The organism is Paenibacillus hodogayensis (assembly GCF_039536325.1).
Classification (GTDB): Bacteria; Bacillota; Bacilli; order Paenibacillales; family NBRC-103111; genus Paenibacillus_AB; species Paenibacillus_AB hodogayensis.
The window spans coordinates 182269-200593 of record NZ_BAAAYO010000018.1 but is presented as its reverse complement, the minus strand read 5'-3'; the positions used below and the strand labels follow the sequence as shown (position 1 = coordinate 200593).

At 56.8% G+C, this 18325-nt stretch carries 18 protein-coding genes; 12 read left to right on the top strand and 6 right to left on the bottom strand.

Annotated elements, in window-relative coordinates; genetic code table 11:
• Positions 1-483 precede the first annotated feature (483 nt).
• Genes ABD796_RS32245 through ABD796_RS32235 form a run of 3 tightly spaced genes read left to right on the top strand, consistent with a single transcriptional unit; the run spans position 484 to position 2143 of the window.
• Entirely contained in the window at positions 484-1149 is a 666-nt protein-coding gene (locus ABD796_RS32245; RefSeq protein WP_344916271.1) for an ArsR/SmtB family transcription factor, read from the top strand.
• Positions 1146-1643, top strand: coding sequence for an SRPBCC family protein (locus ABD796_RS32240; protein ID WP_344916259.1), 498 nt, complete (start codon positions 1146-1148; stop codon positions 1641-1643). Before ABD796_RS32245 ends, ABD796_RS32240 begins: the two co-directional genes overlap by 4 nt.
• A gap of 29 nt (positions 1644-1672) precedes the next feature.
• Entirely contained in the window at positions 1673-2143 is a 471-nt protein-coding gene (locus ABD796_RS32235) for a VOC family protein (protein WP_344916257.1), read from the top strand.
• A gap of 14 nt (positions 2144-2157) precedes the next feature.
• On the opposite strand, the gene ABD796_RS32230 is transcribed toward ABD796_RS32235, so the two are convergent.
• Together ABD796_RS32230 and ABD796_RS32225 are read right to left on the bottom strand one after the other, a co-directional pair.
• A complete protein-coding gene (locus ABD796_RS32230) occupies positions 2158-2925 on the bottom strand; it encodes a CPBP family intramembrane glutamic endopeptidase (RefSeq protein WP_344916255.1) in 768 nt (255 codons plus the stop codon).
• A 79-nt stretch (positions 2926-3004) separates the two neighbouring features.
• Positions 3005-3616 (bottom strand): TetR/AcrR family transcriptional regulator, encoded by a 612-nt coding sequence (locus ABD796_RS32225; RefSeq protein ID WP_344916253.1) that lies wholly within the window; start codon positions 3614-3616, stop codon positions 3005-3007.
• Between the two features lie 230 nt (positions 3617-3846).
• Between ABD796_RS32225 and ABD796_RS32220 the strand changes: the two genes are divergently transcribed.
• The 4 genes from ABD796_RS32220 (at position 3847) to araA (ending at position 9029) form a co-directional block, all read left to right on the top strand.
• Positions 3847-4947: a GntR family transcriptional regulator gene (locus ABD796_RS32220; RefSeq protein ID WP_344916251.1), complete on the top strand. Its 1101-nt coding sequence runs from the start codon at positions 3847-3849 to the stop codon at positions 4945-4947.
• A 167-nt stretch (positions 4948-5114) separates the two neighbouring features.
• Positions 5115-5804 (top strand): L-ribulose-5-phosphate 4-epimerase, encoded by a 690-nt coding sequence (gene araD, locus ABD796_RS32215; RefSeq protein WP_344916249.1) that lies wholly within the window; start codon positions 5115-5117, stop codon positions 5802-5804.
• Between the two features lie 24 nt (positions 5805-5828).
• Entirely contained in the window at positions 5829-7496 is a 1668-nt protein-coding gene (locus ABD796_RS32210) for a ribulokinase (RefSeq protein WP_344916247.1), read from the top strand.
• Between the two features lie 36 nt (positions 7497-7532).
• Entirely contained in the window at positions 7533-9029 is a 1497-nt protein-coding gene (araA, locus tag ABD796_RS32205) for an L-arabinose isomerase (protein ID WP_344916245.1), read from the top strand.
• Between the two features lie 67 nt (positions 9030-9096).
• On the opposite strand, the gene cyoE is transcribed toward araA, so the two are convergent.
• Positions 9097-10014: a heme o synthase gene (gene cyoE / locus ABD796_RS32200; protein WP_344916243.1), complete on the bottom strand. Its 918-nt coding sequence runs from the start codon at positions 10012-10014 to the stop codon at positions 9097-9099.
• A gap of 137 nt (positions 10015-10151) precedes the next feature.
• Entirely contained in the window at positions 10152-11156 is a 1005-nt protein-coding gene (locus ABD796_RS32195) for a MerR family transcriptional regulator (protein WP_344916269.1), read from the bottom strand.
• A gap of 280 nt (positions 11157-11436) precedes the next feature.
• Here ABD796_RS32195 and ABD796_RS32190 point away from each other — a divergent pair, with 280 nt between their 5' ends.
• Positions 11437-12726: an amidohydrolase gene (locus ABD796_RS32190; protein ID WP_344916241.1), complete on the top strand. Its 1290-nt coding sequence runs from the start codon at positions 11437-11439 to the stop codon at positions 12724-12726.
• 34 nt (positions 12727-12760) lie between these two features.
• Here ABD796_RS32190 and ABD796_RS32185 read toward each other — a convergent pair whose 3' ends face one another.
• Positions 12761-13996: a CynX/NimT family MFS transporter gene (locus ABD796_RS32185; protein WP_344916239.1), complete on the bottom strand. Its 1236-nt coding sequence runs from the start codon at positions 13994-13996 to the stop codon at positions 12761-12763.
• Positions 13993-14697, bottom strand: coding sequence for a FadR/GntR family transcriptional regulator (locus tag ABD796_RS32180; protein ID WP_344916237.1), 705 nt, complete (start codon positions 14695-14697; stop codon positions 13993-13995). The genes ABD796_RS32185 and ABD796_RS32180 overlap by 4 nt, the downstream gene beginning before the upstream one ends.
• A gap of 392 nt (positions 14698-15089) precedes the next feature.
• Between ABD796_RS32180 and ABD796_RS32175 the strand changes: the two genes are divergently transcribed.
• The 4 genes from ABD796_RS32175 (at position 15090) to ABD796_RS32160 (ending at position 18197) form a co-directional block, all read left to right on the top strand.
• The gene (locus ABD796_RS32175) at positions 15090-16166 is read left to right on the top strand and encodes an ATP synthase beta subunit C-terminal domain-containing protein (RefSeq protein ID WP_344916235.1); all 1077 of its coding nucleotides are present in this window, start codon (positions 15090-15092) and stop codon (positions 16164-16166) included.
• 149 nt (positions 16167-16315) lie between these two features.
• On the top strand, positions 16316-16696 hold the full coding sequence (locus tag ABD796_RS32170) for a GntR family transcriptional regulator (RefSeq protein WP_344916233.1): 381 nt from the start codon (positions 16316-16318) through the stop codon (positions 16694-16696).
• Entirely contained in the window at positions 16693-17553 is an 861-nt protein-coding gene (locus ABD796_RS32165) for an ABC transporter ATP-binding protein (protein ID WP_344916231.1), read from the top strand. The genes ABD796_RS32170 and ABD796_RS32165 overlap by 4 nt, the downstream gene beginning before the upstream one ends.
• Positions 17550-18197 carry an ABC-2 transporter permease gene (locus tag ABD796_RS32160; RefSeq protein WP_344916229.1) on the top strand — a complete coding sequence of 216 codons (648 nt, stop codon included), beginning with the start codon at positions 17550-17552 and terminating at the stop codon, positions 18195-18197. The genes ABD796_RS32165 and ABD796_RS32160 overlap by 4 nt, the downstream gene beginning before the upstream one ends.
• The last annotated feature ends 128 nt before the right edge of the window (positions 18198-18325 follow it).

Sequence of the window (18325 nt, the reverse complement as noted above, 5' to 3'; positions counted from 1 at the left end):
CAAACGCCGCTCCAGCTAAAGGTTCCTTAATTCACTGTCCACTTTCTTGACATAAGTCCAAAAATCGTACAAAAAGCAAGATGCGGCATTCAAAAGCGAAAATTTGTACGGTATTTCATATAAAACACTCGTCATTGCCTGGAAAAGACCGTCGCCTGTGTGAAATATCGTACAAAGCGGCCTTCCTTCCAACGACCTTCTCTTTCTGCGCGCTCCAGTCAACATCATCATGGATCAAGCACTGATTTCGGTTTGAGCCGTTTTTTAACCCATTAAACTTGGATAAGCGCTCAAGCGCAAATCGCAGCGTACCGGAACGAATAGCGACACCACACCAAAGGAGACGATTCCCATGAGCGAATGCCCCAAATGCAATGGCCGTGAATTTGGCAAAGGCGTCCAAATCGGGCACGGCAATGTTAGGCCAGAAAATTTGAGCTTGTTCAATTCCGGCTCGGAGCTGGTCCATCTGTTTTGTTTACAATGCGGCTTCGTAGTGGAAAGCTACCTGAAAAATCCGGAGAAGTTCAAACCGAAGAAATGACTCAGGTCAAGCTAATCAACGCGAAGCGGATCGAAACCAAACCAAACGTAAAACCCATGCTAATACAGTTTTCACCAAAGAAAAGTCGGTTTTCCTGTGCTAAGGATTACCGACTTTTGGTTTTATGTATAGTCAAACATAGGCGCTTGCCGTTTATCGATGAATATTATTTAAGTATTTACTTAATTAAGGAAATGGTTTATTATCAATTCATAACCCAATCCGATAAAGAGGAGGAGGACAAGAAAGGTATGCCTGCTGATCTGTTTTCCGCACTCGCCGATCCGACGCGCCGCCGCATCTTAGAGATGCTTGCCAGCAGCGGAGAGTTTTCCGCATCGGAAATTTGCGATCATTTTCAGATCAGCCCTCAGGCGGTTTCCCAGCACTTGAAGTTGTTGCGGGAAGCGAATCTGGTGCATGTCGAGAAGAGAGCGCAGCAGCGGATTTACCGGCTGAATACGGAGACCATGACGGAATTCGAAGAATGGTCCCGGAACATGAGAGCCCGCTGGAGCCGGCGTCTGGATGCACTCGATGCGGTATTGAAAACCGAAATGAAGAAAATAAACCAAAACCGATCCGAAAAGGAGCCACCCTCATGAATTCGATTAAGAAAAGCCTTGTGATTACCCGCGTTTTTGACGCCCCGGTTGAACTCGTATGGAAAGCTTGGACCGACCCGCAGCTGGTGGTGCAATGGTGGGGGCCAGCGCACTACACATCGCCTTTATGCCAAACGGACTTCCGTGAAGGGGGACGCTATTTGTTCTGTATGCGCGCTCCCGAGGAGCAGGGCGGCCAGGACTTTTATTCCACCGGCGTTTACCGGACGATCGTGCCGCTGCAGCGGTTGGAATTTACGCAGTATTTGGCCGACAAAGACGGCAACATCATCTCTCCCGCCGACGTGGGCATGCCGCCGGACTTCCCGCATGAGGTCGAGTTCGTCATCGAATTCAACGCTCAAGGCGACCGGACGGAACTGAAGATTACCGAGCACAACTGGACTCCGGGGCAGATGGCAGAATACGCCGTAGCCGGCATGAATCAGTCGCTCGACAAGCTTGCGGCGGCCATCGCCCCGCTGGTCCGCTAAATCCAACTTTTATGAAGGAGAGGAACACGATGCCAACAATTACGCCATTTCTGTGGTTCGATAACAATGCGGAGGAAGCGATCGATTTTTACAGCTCGATCTTCAAGGAGACTGCGACGATCAGCGTGTCGCGTCATGGGGGAGGGGGGCCCGCGCCGAAAGGAACACTTATATCCGCGACGTTCGAGCTGCAGGGTCAGACTTTCATGGCGCTGAACGGCGGTCCGCACTTTTCGTTCACTCCGGCCATCTCGCTGTTCGTCAAGTGCGACACGCAGGAGGAGATCGACGATCTGTGGGAGAAGCTGTCTGCCGGAGGCGAGCCCGGCCGGTGCGGCTGGCTGAAGGACAAATTCGGCTTGTCCTGGCAGATCGTCCCCTCCATCTTGAACGAGCTGCTGCAGGATAAGGACGCCCGAAAAGCGCAGCAGGCGATGGAGGCGATGCTTCGGATGGATAAGCTCGACATTCAAGCTTTAAAGCAGGCTCACGCGAATTAACCGGCGCGGGCGGCTCAGCCTGCCCGGCTGAGCCTGATGAAGGCGGCCCTGTCCCAAGGGTACCAGATGACATGAAACAGCGCATGCACGACGATGGCGGCAATAAGACCGTACTGCCAAAACATATAGCCGCAAAAGAAAGACACCCATAGATTGCCTAGCACCGTCGAGCCGACCAGCAACGGGGAAGGGATACAGCCCTTCGCGATGTAGCCGGGCAGATGAGCCAGACCGAACAAAATGCCGGTGACGACAATCGAGATCCAGAATGCAGTCGTCTGCGACGTCAACAGGGAAACGCTCCACATCGCGATGCTGAGAAGTCCCCAGCGAAACAGGATTTCTTCGGTAATCCCGCCGGACGCGATTCTGGCGGCAAGCCCCAATTCATTCCTGGCCTGCTCGGCGATCAAGAGCGAGGCCCGGTCGATCCGGGAACGGATGAAGCCGTAGTAGCAGGCCACCCAGACGGCCGTGCAGACGACCCCGCCGACGGTCCCGCTTAGCAGCTGACGGTACAGATCGGCCCATTCCGTTCGGCCTTGGCTCAATCCTGCGAGAAAGCGGTCCGTAAGTCCGACCTTGGGACCGAAGTAAAGCCCGGCGCCAGCGGCAAGCGCCACAAGTATGAACGTTTGAGCGGCAAGCGCTATACGCAGCGCCCGCTCGGACATTCGATTATCAGGCTTGGCCAGCAGCTCGTTAGCCGTATAACGGGTCATCAGCCCAATCCCCGGTATGCAAATGCCAATTAAGATGAACCACAAATATAGCGTTGTCATAGAATCGCGCTCCTGTCTGCTAAAAGTCTCAATAACAGACCGACCGGACGGTCTGTTATTGAGCAAAAAAAACGTGCTGTCAACAACTTCCGCCAGCACGTATGCCGTCAAGCAGCAGATGGACCGCTTTCCGGTAGATGGCTTTCACCGTGTCCTGCTCTTTTTCCCGGTCGTACATGTAATACGTCTTGCCCAAGCCTTCCAGCATGCTGCTGATAATAATCACTTTCTCGTCGAGCTCGCCGCGGGCAAGCTCGCCCCGTTCCATACCCTCTTGGATAACGGTGCGACAAGCCTGAAGGGTGATGTCGTTAATCGTCCATATTCGCTTGAATACCTCATCCGAGATCACCCGGCTTCGAGCAAACTCTTCCAGCGCTTTGGATAGGGGGTTTTGAAAATCGTTGGCATATTGCTCCGCAAGCAAGAACAGCTGTTCTTCCGTGGAAAGGAGCTCTGCCCGCCTGTCTTCCCAGCGCTGTCGCCATTGCTTGGCGTCTACTTCCAAGACGTAAAGCAGCAGCTCGTCCTTGCCAGGGAAATGATGGTACAGGCTTCCTTTGCTTACAGTTGCACATTCGCAAATCTCATTCATGGTGACGGCGTTGAAGCCTTTCTCGGCAAATAACTGTCCCGCCTTGTCCACGATCCGCCGCTTCGTTTCTTCACCATCGGCTTGCCTTCTGCCCATTGACGTCACCTCATATCGGACCGACCGGTTGGTCTAATCGTATCACAATGGTTTGCGGCATTCAACCCTCCGTGTACCGGCGGCTGTCTGTGAGAGGAGCAGCATAAGCCGGACGGCAGAAATCCGCATGACGACCGGAATGGCTCGACGGCCTGCAGCGATCCATATGTCCATACAAGTTGCATGTGCTATAATGGTTGTACATATTCGCATAAGGCTTGGGGTGTAGCATGGATCAGGATCAGAAGCAGGTTCCGAAATATTTGCAATTGAAGCAGGAAATATTGTCCTGGCTGCATAGCGGACAGCTGCTGCCGGACGAGCGGATGCCGTCCGAGCATGAGGTGGCCGGCCGCTACGGCATGAGCCGGCAGACGGTGAGGCAGACGTTCGGCGAGCTGGAAAAGGAAGGCTGGCTGTACCGCGTGCAGGGAAAGGGCACCTTCGTATCCGCTCCGAAGCCGAAGGCGACGCAGGACATCCAGAACGTCGGCATGATGACGACCTATATATCCGATTATATTTTTCCCCACATCGTCCGCGGCGTCGAAGCGTCGCTGCGCGCCGGCGGGTACAGCCTGATGCTATCGAGTACCGACAACGACAAGGAGAAGGAGCGGGAGAGCCTGGCCATGATGCTCGGCCAGCCTTTGGCCGGCCTGATCATCGAGCCGACGAAGAGCGCGCAGGGCAACCCGAACCTCAGCTACTATTTGTCGTTATTCGTGCGCCGCATCCCGTTCGTCATGATCAACGAGCGTTATCCGGAAATCGACTGCCCCTGCGTCAAGGTGGACGACGAGGCGGGCGGCTTCGCGGCGACGGAGCATCTGTTCAAGCTGGGACACCGCCAGATCGCCGGTTTTTTCAAAACCGACGACCTGCAAGGGGCGAACCGGCTGCGCGGCTTCGTCAGAGCGCACCGTCGCTACGACTGCCCGCTGCTGCCGGACCGCGCGGTCGTCTATGCGACGGAGGAGAAGGCGGCGAAGCCGCTTGAAGCCGCGCTGGCGCTGCTCGGCCGCGCCGACCGGCCGACGGCGTTCGTCTGCTACAACGACGAGCTGGCCGTCAAGCTGATCGATGCCGCCCGGCAAGCCGGATTTTCCGTGCCCGGCGATCTGTCCGTCGTCGGATTCGACGACTCCGCGTTGGCGACTGCCGGCGAGGTCAAGCTGACGACCGTCGCCCATCCGAAGACGGAGATGGGGACGAAAGCCGCCGAGCTTCTGCTGCACATGATCGAGCATCCTTCGTCCGCCACGCCGGCTGATATTGTGTACGAGCCGCGGCTGATCATAAGGGATTCGACCGCAGGTATTCTTTCGTAAAGCCCGCAATTTCGCAGTTTTATTAAAGCTGCAAAACCGCATAGTTATTCGGAGACACGACATCTTGTATGTACGTGTCTATTTTTTATAAAAAAATTCGTGCCAACTTGTACGTACATGTGTAAAATAGAGGAGCAAGCCAAACTTTCGGAAGGGGCGTATTCCTAATGTTGGAACAGTTGAAGCAAGCCGTACTCGAAGCCAATCTCGAGCTGCCCAAGCATCGGATGGTGACATTGACATGGGGAAATGCAAGCGCCATCGACCGCGACACCGGTTACGTCGTCATCAAGCCAAGCGGGGCGTCTTACGAAACGATGAGCCGCGACGATATGGTCGTCGTCGATCTGGACGGCAACATCGTGGAAGGAAAGCTGAAGCCGTCCTCCGATACGCCTACGCATCTTGTCCTGTACAAGTATTTTACCGATATCGGCGGCATCGTGCATACGCATTCGCCCTGGGCGACGAGCTGGGCTCAGGCGGGCCGCGCCATTCCGGCGCTCGGAACGACGCATGCCGACTATTTTTACGGAGAGGTGCCTTGCACGCGGGCGATGACCGAAGCGGAAATTCAGGGCGCATACGAAAAAGAAACCGGCCACGTGATCGTCGAGACGATGCGCGGCACGGACCCGCTCCAGATGCCGGGCGTACTCGTCCACTGCCATGCGCCTTTCACGTGGGGCAAAGACGTTCACGCGGCCGTTCATAACGCGATCGTGCTCGAAGAGGTAGCCAAGATCGCTTCCCGCACGTTCGCCTTGAATGCGCAAGCGGCCGCTATGGACCCGCATCTGCTGGACCGTCACTTTTTCCGTAAGCACGGAGCCAAGGCATACTACGGACAGATTTAATTAAAAGAGGAAGGAGAACCACTCATGACGAAAAAGTATACAATAGGCGTCGACTACGGAACGTTATCCGGTCGGGCCGTACTGGTCGACCTGGAAGACGGCACGGAGGTGGCCGATCATGTAACCCCGTATGCCCACGGCGTTATCGACGAAGCGCTGCCGGGGTCGGGCATTAAGCTGGAGCACGACTGGGCGCTCCAGCATCCGAACGATTATGTGGACGTATTGCGCCTTTCGATTCCGGAAATCATGAAGCAATCGGGCGTGTCGCCCGAACAGGTAATCGGCATCGGAATCGACTTCACGGCCTGTACGATGCTGCCGGTCGATGCCGAGGGGCAGCCGCTCTGCTTCATCCCGGGCTACGAGCGCAACCCGCATAGCTGGGTGAAGTTGTGGAAGCATCACGCGGCGCAGGACGAAGCGAACCGGATTACGGCGACCGCTCTTACGCGGAGGGAAGCGTTTTTGCCCCGATACGGCGGTAAAATCTCCTCGGAGTGGATGATCGCCAAAGCATGGCAGATCGGGAACGAAGCGCCGGAGCTGTACGATGCCGCCGACCGTTTCATGGAAGCGACGGACTGGGTCGTCTTCCAGCTGACCGGCGCATTCACGCGCAACAGCTGCACGGCCGGCTACAAATCGATGTGGCACAAACAGGACGGATATCCGGACAACGGCTTTTTCGCAGCGCTTGATCCGAAGCTCGAAGCATTGACGGAAACGAAGCTGCGCGGCGACATTTTGCCGCTCGGAACGAGAGCGGGCGGCTTGACTCCGGCGATGGCCGAGGCGATCGGCCTGAAGCCGGGCATCGCGGTGGCGGTCGGCAACGTCGACGCCCATGCGGCCGTGCCTGCGGTCGGCGTCGTCACCCCGGGCAAGCTCGTGATGGCTATGGGAACGTCGATCTGCCATATGGTGCTCGGCGAAGAGGAGAAGCGCGTCGAAGGCATGTGCGGCGTCGTCGAGGACGGCATCATCCCGGGTTATTTCGGCTATGAAGCGGGGCAGCCTGCGGTCGGCGACATGTTCGAATGGTATGTCGAGGAAGCGGTTCCCGGCTATGTCAAGGAAGCCGCCGAGAGGGAAGGCACGGGCGTTCACCAATGGCTCGAGAAGCGAGCGGCCGCCTACAAGCCGGGCGAGAACGGGCTGGTTGCGCTCGACTGGTGGAACGGCAACCGTTCCGTGCTCGTCGATACCGACTTGTCCGGGCTGATCGTCGGCTGCACGCTGCAGACGAAGCCGGAAGAAATATACCGGGCGCTGCTGGAGGCGACGGCGTACGGAACGCGCAGCATTATCGAAGCGTTTCATTCGAACGGCGTAGCGGTCGAGGAATTGTACGCCTGCGGCGGCTTACCGCAAAAAAACCGGCTGTTGATGCAGATTTATGCGGACGTAACGAACCGTACGATCAAGGTCGCGGCTTCCAAGCAGACGCCGGCGGTCGGCGCGGCCATGTTCGCGGCTGTAGCGGCGGGCAAGGAAGTGGGCGGCTGCGACTCGATCGTCGAAGCGGCGCAGCAGATGGCGCGGCTGCGCGACGAGGTGTATGAGCCGATTCCGGAGCATGTGGCAGTATACGAACGCATGTACGCCATCTATTCCGAACTGCACGATTACTTCGGCCGCGGGGAGCAAAGCCCGATGAAGAAGTTGAAAGCCATCAAGCAGCAATCCTAATTCCGCACGGAAAAGCGTCGCAGGGGAGGCGGCTTTATGCTGCAAAGAAAACCGTATCAATTTTGGTTCGTGACGGGCAGCCAGCATCTGTACGGCCCGGACACGATTGCTCAAGTCGAGGAGCATTCGCGGCAGATCGCCGCATTTTTGGAAGCGGACGAAACGATTACTTTCGAGCTTGTGTTTAAATCCGTGCTGACGACGCCGGATGCGATCCGGAACCTGATGATCGAAGCGAATGGGGACGAAGCGTGCGCCGGGATTATCGCCTGGATGCACACGTTCTCTCCGGCCAAAATGTGGATCGGAGGGCTGTCGCTGCTGCGCAAGCCTTTGCTTCATCTGGCGACCCAATACAACCGAGATATCCCCTGGGACAACATCGATATGGATTTTATGAATTTAAACCAGGCAGCCCATGGCGACCGGGAGTTCGGCCATATCGGCGCACGTCTGGGCATCGCCCGCAAGGTCGTGTTCGGCCACTGGCAGGACCCGGACGTCTCCCGCCGCATCGGCGGCTGGATGCTTAGCGCGGCCGCATGGGCGGAGAGTCGCACCCTGAAGATAGCCCGCTTCGGCGACAATATGCGCGAGGTGGCCGTAACCGAAGGCGACAAGGTGGAGGCGCAGCTGCGCCTCGGCTGGTCGGTGAACGGATACGGTGTCGGCGATTTGGTACGGCGTATGGACGACGTTTCCGAAGCCGCCGTGAACGTGCTAATGGAACAGTACGAGGAGCTGTACGACATCGTGCCGGAAGGCCGGACGGAGGGCGTCATCCGCGATAGCATCCGTTACCAGGCGCGCGTCGAGCTCGGGCTGAAGGCGTTTCTCGAGGAGGGCTCCTTCGGGGCGTTTACGACGACGTTCGAGGATTTGCACGGACTGCGGCAGCTGCCGGGCTTGGCCGTGCAGCGTCTGATGGCCCAAGGCTATGGATTCGGCGGGGAAGGCGACTGGAAAACCGCGGCGATTGTGCGGCTGATGAAAGTGATGGCCGGCAACCGGGGCACTTCCTTTATGGAGGACTATACGTACCATTTGGAGCCGGGCAACGAGCTGGTGCTGGGCGCCCATATGCTGGAGGTATGCCCGACAATCGCGGCCGGCAAGCCGAAGCTCGAGGTGCATCCGCTCGGCATCGGCGGCAAGGAAGCGCCCGCCAGACTCGTGTTCGACGGCCGTACGGGCGATGCGATTAACGTCTCCCTAATCGATAAGGGCGACCGCTTCCGGCTGCTCGTCAGCGAAGTGAACGCGCTCCAGCCGGAGCGGGAGTTGCCTCGGCTGCCGGTGGCGCGCGTTCTCTGGAACGTGCAGCCGAGCCTAAAGGCGGGCGTCGAGGCGTGGATTACGGCCGGGGGAGCGCACCATACCGGCTTTTCCTACATGGTGAAGACTGAGCAAATCGCCGATTTTGCGGAAATGGCGGGCATTGAATGCGTCACGATCGACGCCTCGCTGTCGCTTCCGGCTTTCCGCAACGAGCTGCTGCTGCGCGACCTGGCCTGGCGTTTCCGGCAGGTGTAACCGAAATAAACATGAAAACAACCGCCATTCCTCGGGAATGGCGGCTTGTTTGCTTGCTTCTTTTTTCCTACAGTTTGAAAATAATGCCCATCAGCGAATAAATAATGACCGTCGAATACAAAATCGTCATATGAATCAGGGAGTAAATGAACAGCGATTTCGCCCACTTCTCCGAATCCATTTTCCGATAGCCGTACACGCTGATCGCGAGCCATCCGACGCTTAGCAGCAACGCTACGAGCATGAGACCGAGGCTGAGCGAGCCGAGCAGAAAGCAAGTGGCGATCAGGACGACCAGGTAGACGTTCGTCTGAATGTAAGTCCGTCTAATGCCTTTGACGACCGGCAGCATCGGCACGTTGGCGGCTTTATATTCCTCGTGCTTGCGGATCGCGATGGCATAAAAATGCGGCATTTGCCAAATAATCATGATAACGAAAAGACCGAGAATGGCCGGGTGCGTAATGTCCGGATGAATGGCGGCCCAGCCGATCAACGGCGGCATGGCTCCGGAAATGCTGCCGATTTCAGTGTTGTAGATCGTTCTTCTTTTGCTCCACATCGTATAGGGAACGACGTATACGAACAAGCCGATAAACCCCATTAATGCGGCCAGCGGCGTCGTAAGAGCAAGAGCGACGAGTCCGAGCACCGCCATCGCGATGGCGATCCCTAATACCGCTCCCGGCTGGATTTCGCCCGTAACGGTCGGCCGGTTTTTCGTCCTCTCCATGATTGAATCGATATCGCGGTCGTACAAGTTATTGAAGGCTCCGGCTGCCCCGATGACCAGAATCGAGCCGATGACGGCAAGGATGATTTCCGGCAGCTTCTCGACCAAGCCGAGACGGTACGTATATAGAGCGAGCGTCAGGCCGGCCAGCATCGGAAACAGGTTGGACTTGATAATCCCCGTTTTGACCGTCTGCGCCAATATGGTGGACCATTTTTTTTGCGGTGTGGTAAGCTGTTGAGCCCTTTGCATGAGTTTTGTTTTCCCCTTTTGTAGTTTGCGATCCGAGTAGAACAGGTATTCTACCATTTTACTGCCAACGAAGGGCTAATACCAGTTATAACTTTATGAACATCTTGTTGCGAGCTTGGGAGAAGGCTTCGCGCCTCTCACCGAATCGGGACCGCATAGACCAGATGCAGAAGCTCGTTCACGCGGTGGTGCTTGACGAGATAGCCCAGTTCGTCGAACAGCTCCAGCAAACCGGAGAGCGAGGGGTAGCCCAGTTGAGCGACGCCGACATCCGCCAGCGGCTCGTCCGGCAGCATCAGATCGGCGATGCAGATGCGCCCGCGCGGCTTGAGCACCCGGCGCATCTCGTGAATGGCCAGCTCCATCTGCTCGCGGGTCAGATGATGAAAGGCAAAGCTTGTAACGATGAAATCGAATCGGCTCTCCAAATACGGTATGGCCAGAAAATTGCCGAGCTTCGTCTCCATGTGCGGGAATTTGCTGCGGCATTGCTTCAGCATTTCCTGGGACTGGTCGACCCCGACCATTTCCGCCCCCTGCTCCATCAGCATGCCTGCCAGATTTCCGGTGCCGGTGCCGAGATCCAAGCCTTGCTCGCCGCGAACCGGAGACAGCCATTTCACGGTCAGTTGCAGAATATGGTTGTAATCCTTGTATTCGCCGGCTTCCTTTTCCAGTGTGCGCCGGTCATGCGCGTCGGCCAGCCGATCGAAGTCCCACCGGTCGTGCCAGCTGCTGCGCTGCTCGCGCAGCCGTTTGGAGCCTTCGGCGAGCCGGTAAATGTCCTCGAGAGGCAGCTTGTTTTCCCGCTTCAGCATATGAATCATGCCGTCCGCCGTCTCGATCATTTGCTTCAGCTCCAGCCATTTGGCGAACATGACCGACCGCTGAAGCTCCAGATAGGAGGTCAGCTCTCCGGGATCGGACGTTTCGACCTTCTCCAGCGCCCGTTTGATATCGTCGATCGCCATGCCCGCTTCGCGCAGCGCAATCACGGTCTGCAGACGCCATATGTCCTGTTCGCTGAACGTCCGGTATTGATTGTCCGCTTGCTTGTGCGGTTTGACCAGCTCTTTCTCCTCGTAAAAGCGGATCGTGCGCGGCGAGATATTGAGCCTATCGGCAACTTCTTTAATTTTCATCGCGATCGCCTTTCTCATGCATGGTCAAAAGCTTCTCGTTACGTGAACGTTTTGGGCGCGCTTATGGCAAGCTCGAGGTCGTCGCGGGATTTCCGAATGTGTAACGGCGAAGCGCCGACTGCAAAAGGAGAAACCCGCCGCCCACGCCGGATCGGGGAATTCACCAACACGCTCCGAAACGCAGAAATAGGTCCGGTCTGCCCCGGAATGCGCCCGCTTGACTCTCACGCAGCGGAATCCTCTATGCTAATCGTATCACAGATTCGCAGGAGGAGATAGGATGAAGCGCACGTTGATCAAAGGCGCAACCGTTTTGACCATGACAGACGAAACCCCGTTCACCGGGGATCTTTTACTGGACGGCGAGCACATCGCCGCTATTCGACCCAACATCGATGCCGATGCCGACGAGGTGATCTGGGCAGAAGGGATGATCGCCATGCCGGGGCTGATCAACGCCCACCAGCATACGCCGATGAGCCTGCTGAGAGGGTTTTCCGACGATCTGAAGCTGATGGACTGGCTGGATCGCAAAATGCTCCCGGCGGAAGCCCGCATGACGCCCGAGGATATTTATTGGGGCGCAAAGCTGTCGATGGCGGAGATGATCCGGTCCGGCACGACGGCTTTTGCCGATATGTACATTCATATGAACGAAGTGGCTTCTGCCGTGGAGGAAACCGGCATGCGCGCATCGCTGACGCGCGGGCTGGTGTTCGTCGCCGAGGACGGGGGGAGGCGGATGAAGGAGGCGGTCGAGCTGATCGACCGTTGGAACGGGAAGGCGGACGGGCGGATTACGACCATGCTGGGGCCGCATTCGCCGTATACGTGCCAGCCCGGGCCGTTTCGGGAAGTGATCGAGCTGGCGCTCCAGCGGGACATCCCGATCCATACGCATCTGGCGGAGACGAAGGAAGAAGTCGTCCGAATCCGGGAGAAATACGGCCAGACGCCGACCGAGTATTTATATCATCTCGGACTGTTCGAGCAGACGCATGCGCTGCTGGCCCATAGCGTGCATCTGAATCGGCGGGATATCCGCCTTCTGCAGGGCATGCGCGGAGGCGTTTCCCATAATCCGGTCAGCAACTTGAAGCTGGGGTGCGGTATAGCGCCCGTGCCCGATTTGATCGATCAGGGCATTACGGTAGGGCTGGGCACCGACGGAGCGGGAAGCGCAACGACCGTCGACATGTTCGCGACCATAAGAGCCGCGACTTGGCTGCAAAAGCTCGATTATGGCGATCCGACTCGGCTGCCGGCGTGGCAGGCGCTCCGTATGGCAACCTTGGAGAGCGCCAGGCTGCTGAAGCTGGATGCCGAAACGGGTACGCTGGAGGCGGGGAAGAAGGCCGACCTTATTCTGATCGATATACGCAAGCCCCACTTGCAGCCGGTGCACACCATCCAATCGCTGTTGGCTTACGGCGCGGATGGCTCCGATGTCGATACGACCATCGTCAACGGCCGGATATTGATGCGGGGCAGACAGCTTCTGACGATCAACGAGGAGGAGCTGTACCGGCAAGTATCCCGCCGCGCCAAGCGGATTACCGACGGCCTGTAAGCCATCGGTTAGGCTCCTTGTCCTCAGCAGCCTGCTAACGGGCCTCACGCGGATCAAGGGGAAGCTTGGTACCCGCGTCCGTACGCGACAGCTCGCTTTCGGCGCGAGGCCGGTGCACCGATCCTTTGCCGGCGCCGAGGCCTGCCATCAGCAAGACGACGGAAAAGACAAGCAGCACGAGCAAAGGCGCGGTCCAGCTGTCGGTCCGGTCATGCAGCCAGCCGAATACCATCGGGCCGAACGCAGCCAATAAATAGCCGAACGATTGCGCCATCCCCGACAGCTCGGCGGCTTGCCGCCCATCCCGGGTGCGCAGGGCAAAGAACATCATCGCCAATCCGAAGGCGCTGCCCGACGCCATCCCGAGCAGAATGACCGCAAGCGGGATGAAGATTCCCAGCAGCAGGCCCGCGATGCCGAGCAGGAATCCGAGCGATGTCGCTGCGGCCAGCAGACGCTGATTGCGCATTTTTCCGGCGACAATCGGCATCAGGAACGTCATCGGGATGAGCGCGACTTGCATCGCGGCCAGCATCCAGCCGGCCGAAGCGGAGCTGTACCCGTTGGCATGCAAAATTTGCGGCAGCCATGTCATCAACGTATAATACTGCAGCGATTGGATGCCCATGAACAGCGTAACCGTCCAAGCAAGCGGCGATCTCCATATGCTGTCCGTCTTGGCGGCGGCCGGTCCAGCCGGTTGCGAAGCCTGGCGGCCTCCGGTCAGTTGGAAGCTCCAGACCGCGAGGGCGATCAGAGAGAGTATGCCCCAGAAGCCAAGCGCGCCTTGCCAGCCGATACCCGGTGTAGAGGCAAGCGGGTCGCTAAGTCCGGACGCGAATGCGGCGAATACGTTCATAAACACGCCGTAGACGCCGGTCATGAGCCCGATACCCAGCGGAAAATGCAGCTTGATAATAGCCGGTAGCAGCACATTGCATACGGCGATCGCCAGTCCGATAAGAGCCGTCCCGATAAACAGTGGACCGGCGCTCGGAAACAGCCGGACGCCGATGCCGACGGTAAGCGCCAGCAACGACCAGAAGATCGTCTTCTCGGTGCCGAATTTGCCAGCGATCCGCGACGCGAACGGGGATAGCAGCGCAAAGGCAAGCAGAGGAACGGTCGTCAGACTGCCTGCAGCCGTGTTCGATAGCCCGAGGCTCTCCTGAATCGAGGTCAGAATCGGACCTACCGACGAGATCGGCGCCCGCAGATTAGCACCAACGAGGACAAAGCCGATCATAAACAGCCACATCGTTTTTTTCATGACGGACTCTCCAGTTTGTTCATCGAAGCGGCAAGCGCATCCTGGGCCTGGTTCATATAAGCGTTGATGCTTCTTACCGCCGTATCGACGTCCTGCCGTTCGATCGCCTCGAACAGGTCGGTATGAATGTCGTAACCGTGTTGGGCTGCGGTGCGCAGCAGCAGCTCGTGCACGGATTGCTCCAGCGCCTCGGTAATATGGTCGTACAGCTCGACGAACATTTGATTATGCGTAGCCCGCACGACGGCTTTGTGGAATGCGATATCCATTTCGATAAATTCGCTGAAATTTTGCGTTTCCGCCGCCGCCCGGCAGCGTTCGATCCAGCCGGCCATGTCGGACAAATCCTGCTCCGTCCGCCGCTCGCAGGCAAGCTGCGCCGCTTCGCGCTCCAGAGTCAGCCGCACCTCGAGCGTTTCGAGAAGCTTGCTTTTTTTAATTTTTTTCTTGAAAGCCATCTCCAGGTTGCTCGCCGACGTTACCAGCGTGCCGATCCCTTGCCTGGTCTCCAGAAAACCCGTATGGACGAGAGCCCTGATGGCTTCCCTGAGCGTATTGCGGCTTACCTCGAATTGCTCCATCAGCTGCGGCTCGGGGGGAAGCTTGTCTCCAACGCTCCAGTAGCCGCTTTCGATCAGCTGTTCGATTTGCATGGCGACTTGGTCGACCAGCGACAGCCGCTTTGTTTTTTGAACGGACATATACAAGCACCTTCTTTAAACGTAGGATGATTGGATGTCTGATAATTTATCATATAAACACGATGATGTAAATAACCGCTAGACTTCATTCAGGGCAATCGCATGAGACACAGTCCGGCTCTGCAGAGAAGGCGGAGGGGAGCTTTTGGGTCCGCAAAAGCGAAGCGGTCGCCTTTGAAATCGGATTCCGCCTGCTATTCCTCAAACAGGAATCCGATTTCAAGTGCGATTGGAGGAGCAAAGGGTCACCGCAGCCTCGTTTTGCCGCCGATTGTTCTTATGCGATTACCCTGGACATTCCTCGAATCCGGTTATTTGCGTATTTTTCCATTTTATAATTGCTTTTAAGCGAAATTTAAATTACTATAAGAAGTAATTAAGGAGGTGATTCCATGAATGAAGAATTGCAGCTAAACGTAACTTTGCTGCGTCGTCGCGTCCCAAACCTGACTGCGGCGGCTCGCGCAGCCGGCTTGAGACCGGCTACGGTATCCAACCTGTGCACGGGCAAAATCCCGGTTGGCCGGGCTGAAGTGCGCACGCTCGCGATCCTGGCATCGCTTGCGAATTGCAGTATCGACGAATTGATTATTCGGGGAGGCGGTGTCAGTATGATTGAAACGGGCATCAAGGTTTTGGATTTGTTTGCCCCCGTTGTCCGGGGCGGGACCGTCGGTCTGGTAGCCCGCAACGGAATGGGACAGCTTGTGATGCTGGCGGAGCTGTTCCATCGGACGAAGCGCCGCGGTTATACGACTGTGCTCTGGGAACCAGAGTACGAGGCCGATGACCGTCACCAGATTCGCAAAGCGATGGAGGATGTGCTTCCGCAAGCCGATTGGACCGGCAGCTCGCTTGACGAGATCTACGAGCGCATCACGTCGATAAGTTCGGAGTACGATATCATGCTCGGCGCCGACCGGAAAATCGTCATCTCCGGTGAATTGCAGCTTCTGCGGGAGCGACTTCAGGAGGCCGGGACGCGTCCGGTCACCGTAGCGCTGGTGGATACCCGATTCGAGGCGCCCGACGAGGACGTTCCTTATGGCCCGCTTGATACGCTGCTTCGCTTCGATGCCGATTTGGGCTCCCGAACCTTCTTCCCGGCCGTTGACCCGATCTCGTCCATCTCTACCGTTCTGGAGGGAGCCCAATTGGAAGCGGCTCATCAGATGATTCAGCAGCGGGCTCGCAAGCTGCTTCGCCGTTACCGGGAACTGCGCTTTCTGGTCGATAATAAAGGGCTGGAGAAGCTGCCGGAATCGGATACGCAGACGTATAATCGGGGCAAGCGTCTGGAGGCGTTTCTTACGCAGCCGTTTTATGTGGCGGAGGCGTATACGAAAAGGCCCGGAGAGTGGCTGACGCTGCAGGAGACGCTGGACAGCGTGAGACGTATCGTAGACGGAGCTGCGGACGAGGTGGAGCCTGCACAGCTGATGTATATCGGAAATTTGGCGAAGAGCTGAGCGTCCAGTCCAAAGACTGACCTTTTTAAATAAAGCAACGGGGCCTATGCGCGAGGCTCGGTTGCTTTTGTGCGTTATTGACAAACACTGTGCTGTTCGTGTATTCTGTGTATGTCATAGATACACAGTTATGGATTTCCGGAGGTTTCATGAAAATTATTATTTCCAATGCGTCCGATCCGCCGATTTACCAGCAGATCAAAAACCAGATCAAGGACGCCATCCTTCACGGCGAGTTGCAGGAAGGCGAGATGCTTCCTTCCATACGCGCGCTGGCCAACGATTTGCACGTCAGCGTCCTGACGACCCGAAGGGTATACGACGAGCTGGAGGCGGAGGGGTTTATTACGACCCGTGCGGGCAAAGGCTCCTTCGTGGCCAAAGAAAACGTCGAGCTGCTGCTGGAGTCGAAGCGGCATATGGTGGAAGTCAAGCTTACGGAGGCGTGGAATACGGCGCGCTCGCTCGGCATCGGCAAGGACGAATTGTACGCCATGATGGATTTATTGTTCGAGGAGGGCGGGGAATGAAGCCGATTTTAGAGGTGAAAGGATTGAAAAAACGCGTAGGCGCCTTCGAGCTGCACGATCTTAGCTTTTCCTTGATCGAAGGCTGCATCACCGGGTTTATCGGCGTGAACGGCGCCGGAAAAACGACTACGCTGAAGCTGATTCTCGGGCTCATGGTGCGGGATGCGGGGGAAATTGCGTTTTTCGGAAAAGCCGTCCTCGATCAGGAGCGGGAGTTTAAAAACCGCATCGGAGTCGTGCTGGACGAAGGCTATTTTTACGACGAGCTGACGTTGTCCGAAATGAAGAGCGTCATTGCGCCGGCGTATTCCAACTGGGACGATGCGCTGTTTAAACGCCATTTGGACCGCTTCGGGCTGCAGGGAAACCAGAAAATCGCCGAGCTGTCCAAAGGAATGCGGATGAAATACGCGATCGCCCTAGCGATTTCCCACCATGCCGACCTGCTGATCATGGACGAGCCGACAAGCGGACTGGACCCCAAGGTCCGAATGGAGCTGATGGACATTTTGCTGGATTACGTCAAGGAGGATGGCAAAAGCGTCTTCCTCTCGTCGCACAACTCCTCCGATCTGGACAAAGTGGCGGATGCGCTCATCCTGATCGACAATGGCCGAATCGTGCTCAGCGAGGACAAGGACATTCTTCTCGACAGACACGGCCTTGTGAAAGGGGACAAGAAGGAGCTGAACGACCGGACCCGGCCGTTATTTATAAGCTTGCATGAAACCGAATACGGGTACTCCGGCTTGACAGATCAGAAAGCGGCTGTCCGCCGGCAGCTGCAGCACGCGCTGATCGAACGTCCGACCGTTGAACAAATTTTACTCGGCTATGCGGGGAGGTCGGGCCGATGATGATGCATCTTGTCAAAAAAGATTTCCTGCTGGCGAAAAAATACTGGATCGTCATGCTGATCGCTTCCGTGGCGCTGCCGGTGTTCATTCATATCAAGCTCGGGTTTATGGCCCAAGGGTTTCTGACGTTTTTTCTCAGCACGCTATACATTCTTTATTTGCTGTTCAGCACCGTTTCGATGATCGAGTACAAGTACAGGGGATCGACCTTCTTGTGCGCGACGCCCTATACGAGACAGAAAATCGTCAAGTCCAAATACTATTTCGCCCTGACGATCTTTATAGGCTGCTATATGCTGTACACCGTTACGGCGTTCGTCGCTCCCGTTCAGATGGACGTCCTGGGCCCTGCGGATATCGGGTGGTCGTTTCTGATCATCACGGTCATCTTCGGGGCGATCATTCCGGTTCAGTTCTACTTCGGTTACGAAAAATCGAAATACATTTTCATGTTTTTCGTCTTTTTGATGCCTTTCGTCTTCCCGACCGTGCTCAAGTCGTTTCAAGCGAGCGGGGCGGGGCTTGCTGTCACGCTTCCCGGTTATCCGCTCGTTCAGGATGCGCTGCTCGCCCTACTGGCGCTTCTGATCGGCAGGATCTCGATGGAAGTGTCGGTCCGGATCTATGCCAACAAAAATTTATAGAGCACAAAGGTCGGTTCCCAGGCAACGTACAAGGCTGCTCGGGGGTCGGCTTTTTTTGAGTCTGCATTTGCCAAAATCGGGGGAAATGCGGGCGGGGCGCGGAGAAGGAGGGTTTGACATAAAATTTA

What these genes read in the sequence shown, in the direction of transcription:
- ABD796_RS32245 (WP_344916271.1), top strand. Translation starts at nt 484, where the DNA reads ATGCGGCTTCGTAGTGGAAAGCTACCTGAAAAATCCGGAGAAGTTCAA.
- ABD796_RS32240 (WP_344916259.1), top strand. Translation starts at nt 1,146, where the DNA reads ATGAATTCGATTAAGAAAAGCCTTGTGATTACCCGCGTTTTTGACGCC.
- ABD796_RS32235 (WP_344916257.1), top strand. Translation starts at nt 1,673, where the DNA reads ATGCCAACAATTACGCCATTTCTGTGGTTCGATAACAATGCGGAGGAA.
- ABD796_RS32230 (WP_344916255.1), bottom strand. Translation starts at nt 2,925, where the DNA reads ATGACAACGCTATATTTGTGGTTCATCTTAATTGGCATTTGCATACCG.
- ABD796_RS32225 (WP_344916253.1), bottom strand. Translation starts at nt 3,616, where the DNA reads ATGGGCAGAAGGCAAGCCGATGGTGAAGAAACGAAGCGGCGGATCGTG.
- ABD796_RS32220 (WP_344916251.1), top strand. Translation starts at nt 3,847, where the DNA reads ATGGATCAGGATCAGAAGCAGGTTCCGAAATATTTGCAATTGAAGCAG.
- araD (WP_344916249.1), top strand. Translation starts at nt 5,115, where the DNA reads ATGTTGGAACAGTTGAAGCAAGCCGTACTCGAAGCCAATCTCGAGCTG.
- ABD796_RS32210 (WP_344916247.1), top strand. Translation starts at nt 5,829, where the DNA reads ATGACGAAAAAGTATACAATAGGCGTCGACTACGGAACGTTATCCGGT.
- araA (WP_344916245.1), top strand. Translation starts at nt 7,533, where the DNA reads ATGCTGCAAAGAAAACCGTATCAATTTTGGTTCGTGACGGGCAGCCAG.
- cyoE (WP_344916243.1), bottom strand. Translation starts at nt 10,014, where the DNA reads ATGCAAAGGGCTCAACAGCTTACCACACCGCAAAAAAAATGGTCCACC.
- ABD796_RS32195 (WP_344916269.1), bottom strand. Translation starts at nt 11,156, where the DNA reads ATGAAAATTAAAGAAGTTGCCGATAGGCTCAATATCTCGCCGCGCACG.
- ABD796_RS32190 (WP_344916241.1), top strand. Translation starts at nt 11,437, where the DNA reads ATGAAGCGCACGTTGATCAAAGGCGCAACCGTTTTGACCATGACAGAC.
- ABD796_RS32185 (WP_344916239.1), bottom strand. Translation starts at nt 13,996, where the DNA reads ATGAAAAAAACGATGTGGCTGTTTATGATCGGCTTTGTCCTCGTTGGT.
- ABD796_RS32180 (WP_344916237.1), bottom strand. Translation starts at nt 14,697, where the DNA reads ATGTCCGTTCAAAAAACAAAGCGGCTGTCGCTGGTCGACCAAGTCGCC.
- ABD796_RS32175 (WP_344916235.1), top strand. Translation starts at nt 15,090, where the DNA reads ATGAATGAAGAATTGCAGCTAAACGTAACTTTGCTGCGTCGTCGCGTC.
- ABD796_RS32170 (WP_344916233.1), top strand. Translation starts at nt 16,316, where the DNA reads ATGAAAATTATTATTTCCAATGCGTCCGATCCGCCGATTTACCAGCAG.
- ABD796_RS32165 (WP_344916231.1), top strand. Translation starts at nt 16,693, where the DNA reads ATGAAGCCGATTTTAGAGGTGAAAGGATTGAAAAAACGCGTAGGCGCC.
- ABD796_RS32160 (WP_344916229.1), top strand. Translation starts at nt 17,550, where the DNA reads ATGATGATGCATCTTGTCAAAAAAGATTTCCTGCTGGCGAAAAAATAC.